Here is a 12,277-nt window from a genome sequence, read left to right as displayed (position 1 = left end):
GTTTTTAGGAACACTGCAATGAGACGATTTTTTTCACGGATTTTTATTCTAAAAAGTCGTTCCTAGTTGCGATAAATAATAAATTAAAATGGTTCATAAGGAGGATAAAAATGTCGAAAATTACATTTATAGGTGCGGGTAGCACGGTATTTGCGAAAAATATTCTTGGTGATTGTATGCTTGTTCCAGCGTTAGAGGGATTTGAATTCGCACTATATGACATTGATGTGCAAAGGTTAAAAGATTCCGAGAATATGTTGACCAACTTGAAAGAAAACTTGAATAAAAATATTCAAATTAAAGCCTATTTAGATCGAAAGGAAGCGCTTAAGGACGCAAAATACGTCATTAATGCTATTCAAGTGGGTGGTTATAAGCCAAGTACAGTGATTGATTTTGAAATTCCTAAGAAATATGGTTTACAGCAGACGATTGCTGACACGGTAGGGATAGGCGGTATCTTTCGTAATCTCCGAACCATTCCTGTGCTGCTAGATTTTGCAAAAGACATGGAAGAGGTTTGTCCTAATGCCCTCTTTCTAAATTACACCAATCCTATGGCGGTATTAACAGGCGTGATGAATCGTTTTACAGCAATTAAAACAGTGGGCCTATGTCACAGCGTTCAAAGTTGTACAAGCGAACTATTCAAATCATTGGGCATGAATTCTGAAGGTGTTCAAGAAAAGATTGCAGGAATTAACCATATGGCATGGCTATTGGAAGTAACAAGAAATGGTGAGAATCTCTATCCAGAAATTAAAAGAAGGGCAAGAGAAAAGCAAAAAACAAAACATCATGACATGGTGAGATTTGAATTGATGGATAAGTTTGGATATTATGTGACCGAATCATCTGAGCATAACGCCGAGTATCATCCGTACTTTATCAAATCTAGATATCCGGAGTTAATCGAAAAATACAATATTCCCCTTGATGAATATCCGCGCCGCTGTGAACAGCAAATCAAGAGGTGGGAAACCATGCGGGAGGAATTAGTCAATAATAAGGCATTAGACCATGTACGCTCAAAAGAATATGGTTCAGGTATCATTGAAGCCATTGAAACGAATATCCCATTTAAATTTAATGGAAATATACTAAATACCGGAAGATTGATTAGCAACTTACCTGAAAAAGCCTGTGTGGAAGTTACGTGTATAGCGGATCGAAGTGGCATAACTCCAACGTATGTTGGAGATCTCCCAGAGCAGCTTGCTGCATTAAACCGTACTAATATTAATACGCAGCTGCTAACCATTGAAGCTGCCATTACATGTAATCGAGAATATATTTACCAGGCGGCGATGCTAGATCCTCACACGGCCGCAGAATTGTCATTGGATGATATTGTTTCCCTTTGTGATGATTTAATAGAGGCACATGGAGAGTGGCTTCCAGAATTTAAGAAAAAAGAGGAGATTGCCTTCAACTTGTAGGATTTTATTTTAATCAAGTAAAACAACGTACAAAGCTATATCAATCATAAATGATTTTTCCTGCTATCAGCAGTTACGATCTCGAAACTACTAAAAGTAGTTTCTATTTGGGGGAATCACTAAGTCTTATGCATTTATGCCGCGAAAGTCCCTTGACGATGAGGGTGTAGAGGCTCGTGGTCAAGAGAACCGTGGAATATTGTTTTACTTCGAGCTACAGTTCTACAAATTTGGACGGATTATCGAGATAAAACAGTAAATATTTTTAAAGAGAAAACAGACAGTATAGTAAAAATAATTCCTAATACTACACACTTGTTACACTGGGATAAACCAGAAGTTGTTATAGCAGAAATAAAAAGTAATTGGAGCTAACATATTCATACTAAAGTGGTAGTTTCTATATGAAAATCCCATCCTTCTGTTTGATTTTATCTATTTTGAAGTGTAATACAATACGAATAGATAGTTTGAAATAGGGGGGATGTAAAATGATTACACATATTTCAGATATAAAACTACAAACGGTTTCAATAGAAGGGGTAAAACAAGTTTATAAGGATATTTTATCTTTTTCCATAAAAAAAGAAACAGCATTATTTATTCAATTTGAAGTAACACCATACACAACAATTAGTTTTCAGGAAGCATATGAACCAATTGCACCTGCGCATTTCGCATTTGAGATTCCATACTCAAAATTTCATGAAACAGCAAGATGGCTTGAAGGATCTGGACTACTCATTGTGAAGTGGAAAGATGGAAATACAATTGGTGAGGAGAACGGCCTATTCAATTTATACTTTAAAGACGGTGATGGAAATCTTCTCGAAATTATCGCACATAACTATGTTAAAGAAGATGTATTAGTACCGCATTCACCGTTAAATATTTTATACGTAAGGGAAATCGGTCTTCCCGTTAAAAGTGTACCTATATTTACGGAATGGTTGAAATCAAATCTAGATATGAAAACGATGGAAGATGGGGACATTTTCAACTTTGTTATAGGTGGCACTGCATACATCGTTGCGACTTGGTGGCAGCGACCTTGGATTCCAATTGCGATGAAAGCTTTACCACCGAAAATACACGTTTCTTTCGGAACACCAGATGAAGCATTTTTACAACGAATCCAAAATAATTTTAAGAAAAATAGTGCTCCGTTTGAATATAAGCGTAATGAAGTATCGTTTATTCAACAGGGATATTCATTTACTGTCTTGCATACACCAGAGTTTCATTCCGATATTCCTAAACAATTAAACTTACCACTTTCTATTTAGGATAGAAAGTGGTAAGTTTTTTGTGAATATGTGTAATTAAACGATACCACTTAGTAGACTAATATACGATGTTGTTTAACGATAGTCATAATGTAGTTAAACAACATCTGCTTTACATATTGATTAAGGAATGTTTATTTTCAAGTTTCATTCTATAAAGATTCATTATCCGTACTTGTTCCTCAGTTAATTCTTCTTTATTCCAATACATATGCATTAAACTATATTCAAATATCTCCTTTAATTTTATGAACAATGGAAGCTTGTCTATTATTTCTTTAGGTAATTCATTTTCTTCTTGATACCCATCAAATATTGCTTTTGTAATTAAATTCTCATAGTCCACAATATTTCCATTGCCGGCAAATGAGTATTCTATCGCGCTATAGATTGGAACTGCTAAATCGAATATGTAAAAATGTTTTTCACAGTCTTGAAAATCAATCATTGTTAAGTTTGAATCATTATCAATTAAAATGTTTTCTAGCCATAAATCTCCATGGATCAGACCGTAATTCGTAGCTGTTTTTGGTAGTTTTTTTATGGAAGATAAAACATCAGATGCAATTTCTCTAATAATAGTCTCTTCTTTAGGAATATACTTAAGAAAATTATATTCTTCATTTTCATACCAATCGTTAATATGTTTTACTGGCTCGGTATTTTCAAAGTTGTTAGATATACGATGCAATTTACCAATCTGTTGACCAAGTTTTTTAAATACATTAGCATTCCATTCACTTCTTGGTAAATGTATGCCAGGAGCAGCTTTATATACTACGGCAAAAATCTCCTTGTCTAATGTTAATTTCTCAACTGAATTCCCAGTTAGTGAAGGTATTACGGGAGGAACACCTAAGCCATTTTGATATAAAAAATTTGTAAATGTAACTTCTTCTAACTGTTCTTTATACGTTTTATAGTTTGTAATTCTAATGAAGTAAGTACCTTCTTCCGCGAGACATTGATACATCTCGTTCGTTATGGATTTAATGTTAATAAAATTTAATGGATATTGTTCATTTATTAAGTGGAGTATCTCTTTTTCTAACTCGTTCATTGTAACTTCCTTTCTAAGCATAAATTTTCAATTGGAAAACTAATAATCTCTTAACTTACAAAATTCGTGTTTTAATTTTTGAAATCCTTTAAAATTGATAGAGTAGAGCTTTTAAAAATGTTTTTGGAATATATCCAAGAGAATTTCAACTAAACAAAATGCCTATTCAATCATTCGTTAAACTCAATATAGAAGGGGAGTGTAAAATGAATATTTCTAGAAAAGTAGAGGTTGAGCAGTTACGAAATACGAAGAGTGAGCTGTTTGATAAAGATGTACTTCACATATTAAACGGTCAAATGATGTATGAAGAGTTTAAAAATGAAAAGCTAATGGGTGAGTCTGATTATGCACCATTTAACGAAGCGATGTGTGTAAATCTCGTTACTACACAAGTTTTTGATGAAGAATTTATTAAAACAAGAGCAACGGGGCATAATAGTTCAGTTGAGGATTATATAAAAAAAGTTATAGATCCATTAAATAATCTTTTTAAGAACAAATATGAATGTATTGTCTTATGGTTTGGTGAAGATATGTTTTGTCAAATGAACCTATTTACAATACTTTCATACCTTGAACAGTCAGGATATGAGGGAAGAGTGGTTTTAAATAGCTTCAAAGAGGATGAATTCAAAGTCAATCAAATTGAAATTAAGTTAGGAAACTATCACTCTGTATTTACAGAAGTGTTAGTGAATCATAGGAAACAATCTGCAGAGTTACTTCCAGTAATGTATCAGGCTGTAAACTTATATTTAGAAATGTTAAAAGAAGATAATGATGTAATAAAATTCATTTCCGAAAATAAAAATTTATCAACGCAAAAATTATTAACAAATTTATTCCATCTTTTTCCAACAATCGGATATGGAGATTTTCAGTACATAGAATTGATTAATAAAATAAAGAAAAAAGCTGCACCTAAAATATAGGTACAGCTTTTTTTTATATTTGTTCAAGTAATTGCAATTCTTTTTCTACAAATGCCATTAGTTCTTTAATTGTTTCACCTGAAAAATCAAAACGAATGCCAGCTGTCTCATATACTTCTTTTATGGATTTTGAGCTTCCTAGCGATAGAGATTTTTTATAATTTACTAGAGCTTGGTTCGGATTTTCTTTATATTGTTTATACATTTGCAGTGCACCAAGCTGGGCGATAGCATATTCAATATAATAAAATGGCACTTCAAAAATATGGAGTACAGGTAACCAACTCGTTGCTATCCAGTTTTCGTAACCATCAATATGTATGACGCTAGACTGATAAATTTTTTGAAGTTGTAAGTATTTTTCATTTCTTTCTCCAGAAGTATGATTCGGATTTTCATAAAGCCAGTGTTGAAATTGATCTACGATAAGCATAACAGGTAAATATGAAATAACATCTTTAAAGAAGTTGATTTTCGCTTGTTTTAAATCTGTTTTGTTTGTATAGAAAGTATCCCAGTAATCAATTGAGAATAATTCCATTGTCATACTAGCTAGTTCAGCTGTTTCAGCGGGAATTTCTATATATTGTCGTAAATCTAATGGTTTGATGAGTTCGTTATGAATGCTATGACCCATTTCATGTATGAAAGTAACAATATCATCTTGCGTATAGTTAAGGTTCATAAAAATATAAGATAATTGAGAAGTAGGTAAGTACTCACAAAATCCACCAGATGCTTTTCCTTTGCGGCTTATTAAATCGAGACAATCATGTTCATGCATTCGGTTTAAAAGTGCTGAAAATTCAACATCTAGTTTATTGAATATGCGAGTGCTTTTTTCAATTAAATCATTTTCATTTGTAATAGGTTTAAGTACTTTTTGATCAGGGGCTACAGCTGTTACATCCCATGGACGAAGCGTATCCACTTGTAGTTTCTCTTTTTTCTCTTGTAATATTTTATCTTTAAGTGGCACAACGTATTTACGTATTGATTCAGCAAGTTCATAGCAATCTGCTGCTGTATAATCAAAACGCTCATATTTTTTGAACATATAATCACGATAATTCTCTACTTGAATGTTTTTTGCCTTTTGATGGCGAATTTCAATTAATTGATTTAGTATGTTTTGAAGTTCTTTTTCAACAGATAAAAACTGTTCAGAAATAATTGTTTTTGCCTTTTTACGGATATCACGATTTGGATCTTGTAAATATGATTGTAATTCCGTAATTGTTTTTTCTTCGCCATCCCAAATTCCACTTAACCCTCCTGTAATTTCAAAGTACTCTGTTACTAATTTGTCTTCTTTAATTTCTAATTCTATATTTTCCTCGCAAAATAACGTTTGAGCATTTTTTATTTTCACATCTAATAAACCATATACTTTAGAATCTAATTCCATTCGAAAAGGTGACTGTAAGTATTTATTATTAAATAAATGTTGATAACGTTTTAAAAGAGGTCTTATAAACTGCTGATCATGTTCAAAAGTATCTTTTATTTCTTTATTATTTGTATTACATTGAAAGGCAATATAGTGTGATTTTAATTGTTCTTCAATTTCCCAAATTAATTTAGATTGCTCTTTTAACCAATTTTCAAGGTCTTGTTTTGAGGAAATCACTTCATTTAATAAAGTCGAAAGAGCTTTTTCTAATTCAATTACATTACTAATATCAATCGTATTTAAGCGCTGCATTATATATCCCTCACTTTTTATTTATTCATGGAGATATTCTATTCATGAATTATAATTCCTTTGTTAAGTGGAGAAATTGTGAAGTAATATATAATTGAATAAAAAATCTAAATAGAAATTCGAAAAAGTATGTTCATAAATATAAGCTGTAACAATACAAAATTGCTGAAGAAGGTGTGAGATGTATAAGTATTTACATGTTTTAAACAACATAGAAAATATGATTCAAAATGGAGAGATAAAAGAAGGGAAGAAACTACCGTCTATCCGGACACTCGTTACGCAATATGAATGTAATAAGGCGACAGTTATACGTGCATTTCATGAATTAGAAAAGCGTCATATTATTTATTCCGTTCCTCAAAGTGGATACTACGTTGTTAAAAAATCAGGGAGTACCATAGAAAATAACGAGATAATTGATTTCGCTTCTTCAGCACCAGATCCAGATGTATTTCCGTACTTAGATTTTCAACATTGTATTAATAAGGCCATTGATACATATAAAAATGATTTATTTGTATATGGAACGCCGAAAGGTTTACCATCTTTAATTACGGTTATTCAAAAACAGCTGGCAAACTATCAAGTCTTTACAAAAGAAGAAAATATTTTTATAACGTCAGGTGTGCAGCAGGCGCTTGCTATATTAACTTCTATACCATTTCCGAATAAAAATGAAACGATATTAATTGAACAGCCAACGTATCATTTGTATATTGAATACCTAGAAATAAATAACATTCCTGTACTCGGTATTAAGCGTACAAATGAAGGGATTGACTTGAGTGAATTGGAACGTATATTTCGAACAGGAAAAATAAAATTCTTTTATACGATACCGAGATATCATCATCCGCTCGGAACGTCTTATTCAAAGGATGAGAAAGAAAAAATCGTCCTGTTGGCTAAAAAATATAATGTATTTATAGTGGAAGATGACTATTTAGCAGATTTAGAAACTGATTCAAAAGCGGATCCGTTATATAGCTTAGATGATTGTAACCATGTAATATATTTGAAAAGTTATTCGAAGATTATTTTTCCAGGTTTAAGAGTCGGTGCAGCAGTTATTCCACCGGCTATTGCAAATGCTTTTCATAAATATAAAAAAATTTTAGATATTGATAGTCCAATGATATCTCAAGCTGCTTTAGAAATTTATATAAAGAGCGGTATGTTTGAACGTCATAAAAGTAAAATTAATTCTTCCTACTACAATAGATCAATAAAACTAGCAGAAACATTAGAAAAAGTGCATAATGAAAACCCACTTTTATTTACGTTTAAAAAGCAAAAAATATTTGGAATACACACTTGTCTAGAAATACAGAAAAACATAGTTACAGAAACATTTATAAAAAAATTAAGAGAAAATCAAATAAGTATCGATTCAATTGATAGAAATTATTTAAATGATTTTCATAAAGAAAAGTTGTTAAAGTTAAACGTATCCAATGTAAAAGAAGATAAGATTGAAGAAGGTATTCGTAAACTAATTGAGGAAGTAAAACAATCGGGACGTCTAGATTTTCAATTTAAAATAGAATAATACTTAAAAGGAGGTTTGTTATGAAATGAAAAATAATAGCCTTGTATGTATTGTTGTGAAGTCACTATAAAATTGTTAAATTACAAATGATACCGGAAACATTTACAATGAAGATACTTAAAAATCTCAGCCGTAATATGTCATTAAAAGGTCATTTTCTAGAATAAGAGATAGGATTATTTATAAGGAAATCGAAATTAATTCAGAAAATGTTATTTCGTTTAGTATTGAGAAGTACTACTCAATAGTATGGAGGGAATCGATTATGAACGATACAAAGACATTACGAGGACTAACCACAGTTAGTTTTTGGGCGGATGATTTAGAAGCAGCAAAGAAGTGGTATGCTGAGCTATTAGGTAGCGAACCATATTTCGAACGTCCAGGATATGCCGAATTTCGCCTTGGCGACTACCAACACGAGCTAGGTTTAATCGATAGCCGTTATGCGCCAGATGGTTCAGTGACCGGACCATCTGGTGCTATTGTGTACTGGCACGTTGATGATGTAACAGCAACTTTCAATAAGTTGCTGTCTATGGGAGCGAAAGAGTATGAGGCACCTACAGAGCGCGGCGAGGGATTCATCACCGCTTCCTTAGTCGATCCCTTCGGAAATATATTAGGCATTATGTACAATCAGCACTATTTAGATGTGCTGATTTCGAGCAGAAAAGTATGAACCACGCCGTTGAACAACGAGGTATGGGTTTCAATGCTAAATAAATTTAATTAATTATATTTTAACCCCATTCTTAATATCGGAACGGGATTATGCTTATTTTAGGTATTGTATTGTCATTTTATAGCATCAGAAACTCCTTTCTTCGTTGGACGCAAGCGATTCAAATATTCATGAAAAAACAGACCGTACAATTAGTTCGTCGGAATTAAGAAGAGGGTATGTTTTTACAGATATAGATGGAATATGTACATTTATTATTAAAAATAGTTCAAAAGCTAATTTGAATACATTTTCATAAAAAGAGAGGGTATGAATGAAACAATATAAATTAGTTTTAGAAGGACTTAAACAACTAAAGTGGCAACCATGTGAAATTAGGACCATTCAGGATGATGAAATTATCGTTAAAACAATTGCAGGTGCAATAAGCATTGGGGCCGAGTTACCACAGTATAAAGAATCAGATGTTACAGATATTAATCCTTTTTATCCAAGAAAAACTGGATATGAAAGTTATGGTGAAGTTATCCAAGTTGGTAATAAAGTAACAAATTTAAAAATAGGTGATAAAGTAGTTTCCTTTTATGGGCATCAAACGATAGGGATAGTTAAGGGACATAAAGTTATTCAAGTACCTAGTTGTATAAAACCTAAAGTTGCCTTATTATCCATCCTTTCATGTGATGCTGCTAAAGGGGTATTAAAACTAAATCCAGGTAAAAATAAAAAAGTACTTATAACTGGATTGGGAGTTATGGGTTTGCTCGCTTGTTATTTCTTGAAATACTATGCAGGTGTTGATCATGTGGATGTTGTTGAACCTAATAGAACTAGAAGAGAATTTGCAAAGAAATTTGGTGTGAAAAACATATATGATTCAGAAGAGAAAATAATAGAAACATATAGTTATGGTTTCGAATGTTCTGCTACAAATAGTGGATTTCGTACATTGCAAAATGCTCTAAATAGTAACGGTGTAATATGTATACTTTCTGATGGTAATAAAGAAGAACTAACATTAACCGCCGAATTTTATGAGAAAGAATTGCAGATCATTGGGTCAAGTGACGGATATGATTATCAAAAACATGCAGATTGGTTTTTTAGTCAAATAGAGCAAACACCATTTATAGAAGAGATTTTTCAACATGAAATTCATTATACTACACTTGAACAATGTTTTGAGGAATTGAGTGAAGGGATTATAAATCCTTTAAAAGTGTTCGTTTCATATGAATAACAGATAAATCTATCAATTACTTGTCACATATCTCATATATATTTCGTCACTTTTATGATTACTAAATGAGGAGGAACATATATGAAAATATTTGTGGCAGGTGCAACGGGGGGAATAGGACGTTCTTTATTGCCAATGTTAATAAAAAAGGAGCTCCAAATGATAAAGCACGTGTCACCTTTATATCCTTCATGGTCTGAAGGGTGTAAAAATTCATTGATTGTGTAAAAAATATATAATTCATCCTTTAATGGAGAACACTACTAATATTCAACATTAAAGGATTGAACGATAATGACTATACTATTTGAAAGTATTATTTTAATTTTGACTGGGATTTTTGTTTTAAAAATGACAGGAAGTATATCTGTTAGCCAAATGACTCGGGCTGAAATTATTATTGTTGTTTCTATTGGACGTATTATTGTAGAACCAGTTTTAAGTAGGAAAGTGATACCATCTATTGTTACTGCTGTTATATTTTCAAGCATTTTACTCCTCATTCATTTTTTAGAATTGAAATCACGAAAAGTGGAAGAATTTTTAAATGGAAGCAGCATCGTTATTGTTGAAAACGGAGAAATTATTAAAGGCGGCTTATCACAAGCAAAAATGTCAGAACAACAATTATATATGCAATTAAGAGAAAAAGGGATTCATGATTTAAAGGGTTTACAGCAAGTTACAGCAGAACCAAATGGGCGAATTGGATATCAGTTAACAACTAAAGTACAACCGATAACGTTGGAAATGTTAGAACAAGTTTTAGATCAATATAATATGAAAAAGTAATAAAGAAAAAGTCAAAACTGGAATTGTATTTTTGGCTTTTTTCATCTACAAATGAATAGGGAATAGTTTGTATATTTAAACTCAAATTATAATATAAAAATTATTCACGAATAAAAAGGACAAGCATATATTGTCCATATCCACTTAACTTTCGTTAGGGGGTATCTCAAAATCCCTAGAAAGAGCACTTGCGGAAACAAGTGCTCTTTTATTCTTTTATGTTAAGTTAGGTGAAAAGAAATGTTTTCGCACAGTTTATTTGGATTATTAAAAAGTGAAATTAAATAGAAGGGTGGATGGATAACGCATCGATTTTTAAAACAATCTTTAAATTAGATATAGCCATATTAATATGCTATATTCAATGAAGCTAGAATGATTAAGATTAGTGAAACAAGGTGTATGGAAGTGAAGATTACATTTAGATTAACGGAACAAATATCCTTGTAGAGGAGTTTTTTGTATTTTGTACATAAAATGTGAGAGTGCTCTAGGATTTACATATACCAACGAATAGTTTGTACAATTAATGATTTAAAATTATATAAAGAATAAGGAGATAGAACATAATGGAATTTTGGGAATCAAGTTTTATCGAGAAACAAATGATGTGGGGATTTGAACCTACAGATTCTGCAATTTTGACAAAGGATTTTTTCCTTGAAAAGAACGTTAAGGATATTTTAATTCCGGGTATTGGATATGGTAGAAACGCAAAGGTTTTTATCGATCATGGTATAAATGTAACAGGTATTGAAATTTCAAAAACGGCCATTGATTTAGCAAAGCAAAACGGACTAGAAGGTATTGGTATACATCATGGTTCGGTAAACGATATGCCTTTTGATAGTGAACTGTATGATGGGATATTTAGTCATGCGCTTCTTCATTTGTTGACTAAGCATGAGCGAGAGAAATTTATTAAAGAGTGTTATAATCAGCTAAAACCAGGCGGATATATGGTTTTTACAACTGTTTCTAAAAAAGCTCCGATGTACGGAAAAGGGGAAAAGTTGGATCAAGATTATTTTGAGATAATGGAAGGCGTAAAAATGTTCTTCTATGATTTTGATTCTATAAAACAAGATTTTAATAAATATGGATTAGTACAAGTTTCAGAAATTGACGAACCAAATAAGAACATGGAAAATAAACCTTCAATCAATTTTTTAATGATAACATGTAAGAAAGAAGTATAAGTTTTTAAATAATGCCGATAATTGATATATATTAATTGCGCGCAAATAAAAAGGGCAAGCATATATTATAAATACCTATTAACTTTAAGTAACATTAATTTTTGTCACTAGGATATCTCAAAATCCCTTAAAAGAGCACTTGCGGAAACAAGCGCTCTTTTATTTTCGTAATAATAAATCTTTTTGGTTCTTATATTTGGAATTTTAAACCATAAGTGTAGTGTGAAATGTTAAAATTAATGTTTGCTATGGAAGTAATGAAAAAATTAGATGTACTTGCGCCGGATACACTTTATTCATGGTATAACTTAAATAAGACTCATGAACCTGATTATTTCTTCCAGTTAATGAACTCTCTTAATAATTGAGTAGTTTTATAGTATC

At 31.6% G+C, this 12,277-nt stretch carries 10 protein-coding genes and 4 pseudogenes; 12 read left to right on the top strand and 2 right to left on the bottom strand.

Features of this window, described 5'->3' with window-relative positions; all coding sequences use genetic code 11:
* The first annotated feature begins 110 nt into the window (after window positions 1–110).
* From COC96_RS00190 to COC96_RS00185, 3 genes and pseudogenes are all read left to right on the top strand, one after another.
* Window positions 111–1,439 (top strand): alpha-glucosidase/alpha-galactosidase, encoded by a 1,329-nt coding sequence (locus tag COC96_RS00190; RefSeq protein WP_098266877.1) that lies wholly within the window; start codon window positions 111–113, stop codon window positions 1,437–1,439.
* A gap of 189 nt (window positions 1,440–1,628) precedes the next feature.
* Window positions 1,629–1,814: pseudogene (locus COC96_RS27020) on the top strand (alpha/beta hydrolase); the annotation flags it as partial.
* Window positions 1,815–1,930: 116 nt separating this feature from the next.
* Entirely contained in the window at window positions 1,931–2,725 is a 795-nt protein-coding gene (locus tag COC96_RS00185; RefSeq protein ID WP_098266878.1) for a VOC family protein, read from the top strand.
* Window positions 2,726–2,837: 112 nt separating this feature from the next.
* Here COC96_RS00185 and COC96_RS00180 read toward each other — a convergent pair whose 3' ends face one another.
* A complete protein-coding gene (locus COC96_RS00180; RefSeq protein WP_098266879.1) occupies window positions 2,838–3,806 on the bottom strand; it encodes a phosphotransferase enzyme family protein in 969 nt (322 codons plus the stop codon).
* 107 nt (window positions 3,807–3,913) lie between these two features.
* Between COC96_RS00180 and COC96_RS00175 the strand changes: the two genes are divergently transcribed.
* Window positions 3,914–4,720, top strand: a complete 807-nt coding sequence (locus tag COC96_RS00175; RefSeq protein WP_098266880.1) for an AraC family transcriptional regulator — start codon at window positions 3,914–3,916, stop codon at window positions 4,718–4,720.
* 13 nt (window positions 4,721–4,733) lie between these two features.
* Here COC96_RS00175 and COC96_RS00170 read toward each other — a convergent pair whose 3' ends face one another.
* Complete coding sequence (locus COC96_RS00170; protein ID WP_098266881.1) at window positions 4,734–6,425, bottom strand: M3 family oligoendopeptidase; 1,692 nt, start codon at window positions 6,423–6,425, stop codon at window positions 4,734–4,736.
* Window positions 6,426–6,606: 181 nt separating this feature from the next.
* Here COC96_RS00170 and COC96_RS00165 point away from each other — a divergent pair, with 181 nt between their 5' ends.
* The 8 genes and pseudogenes from COC96_RS00165 to COC96_RS00135 form a co-directional block, all read left to right on the top strand.
* The gene (locus tag COC96_RS00165; protein ID WP_098266882.1) at window positions 6,607–7,977 is read left to right on the top strand and encodes an aminotransferase-like domain-containing protein; all 1,371 of its coding nucleotides are present in this window, start codon (window positions 6,607–6,609) and stop codon (window positions 7,975–7,977) included.
* A gap of 265 nt (window positions 7,978–8,242) precedes the next feature.
* Entirely contained in the window at window positions 8,243–8,659 is a 417-nt protein-coding gene (locus COC96_RS00160; RefSeq protein ID WP_088229164.1) for a VOC family protein, read from the top strand.
* A gap of 117 nt (window positions 8,660–8,776) precedes the next feature.
* Window positions 8,777–8,960, top strand: a pseudogene (locus COC96_RS27815) (hypothetical protein); the annotation flags it as partial.
* Between the two features lie 15 nt (window positions 8,961–8,975).
* Window positions 8,976–9,902 carry a zinc-binding dehydrogenase gene (locus COC96_RS00150; protein ID WP_098266883.1) on the top strand — a complete coding sequence of 309 codons (927 nt, stop codon included), beginning with the start codon at window positions 8,976–8,978 and terminating at the stop codon, window positions 9,900–9,902.
* An 81-nt stretch (window positions 9,903–9,983) separates the two neighbouring features.
* A pseudogene (locus tag COC96_RS28640) lies at window positions 9,984–10,049 on the top strand (NmrA family NAD(P)-binding protein); the annotation flags it as partial.
* A gap of 147 nt (window positions 10,050–10,196) precedes the next feature.
* A complete protein-coding gene (locus COC96_RS00145) occupies window positions 10,197–10,694 on the top strand; it encodes a DUF421 domain-containing protein (RefSeq protein ID WP_098266884.1) in 498 nt (165 codons plus the stop codon).
* Between the two features lie 569 nt (window positions 10,695–11,263).
* Entirely contained in the window at window positions 11,264–11,893 is a 630-nt protein-coding gene (locus COC96_RS00140; RefSeq protein WP_098266885.1) for a class I SAM-dependent methyltransferase, read from the top strand.
* A gap of 236 nt (window positions 11,894–12,129) precedes the next feature.
* A pseudogene (locus COC96_RS00135) lies at window positions 12,130–12,261 on the top strand (glutamine amidotransferase); the annotation flags it as partial.
* Window positions 12,262–12,277: the final 16 nt, after the last annotated feature.

The sequence above is a fragment of the Bacillus cereus genome (genome assembly GCF_002577405.1).
GTDB lineage: Bacteria > Bacillota > Bacilli > Bacillales > Bacillaceae_G > Bacillus_A > Bacillus_A cereus_AU.
Note: the sequence above shows the minus strand (reverse complement) of the source record. Positions and strands in the feature narration are given on the sequence as shown.

Bases quoted from the DNA above. Each gene is read 5' to 3' on its own strand.
- COC96_RS00190 (WP_098266877.1), top strand. From the start codon at position 111: ATGTCGAAAATTACATTTATAGGTGCGGGTAGCACGGTATTTGCGAAA.
- COC96_RS00185 (WP_098266878.1), top strand. From the start codon at position 1,931: ATGATTACACATATTTCAGATATAAAACTACAAACGGTTTCAATAGAA.
- COC96_RS00180 (WP_098266879.1), bottom strand. From the start codon at position 3,806: ATGCTTAGAAAGGAAGTTACAATGAACGAGTTAGAAAAAGAGATACTC.
- COC96_RS00170 (WP_098266881.1), bottom strand. From the start codon at position 6,425: ATGCAGCGCTTAAATACGATTGATATTAGTAATGTAATTGAATTAGAA.
- COC96_RS00165 (WP_098266882.1), top strand. From the start codon at position 6,607: ATGTATAAGTATTTACATGTTTTAAACAACATAGAAAATATGATTCAA.
- COC96_RS00160 (WP_088229164.1), top strand. From the start codon at position 8,243: ATGAACGATACAAAGACATTACGAGGACTAACCACAGTTAGTTTTTGG.
- COC96_RS00150 (WP_098266883.1), top strand. From the start codon at position 8,976: ATGAAACAATATAAATTAGTTTTAGAAGGACTTAAACAACTAAAGTGG.
- COC96_RS00145 (WP_098266884.1), top strand. From the start codon at position 10,197: ATGACTATACTATTTGAAAGTATTATTTTAATTTTGACTGGGATTTTT.
- COC96_RS00140 (WP_098266885.1), top strand. From the start codon at position 11,264: ATGGAATTTTGGGAATCAAGTTTTATCGAGAAACAAATGATGTGGGGA.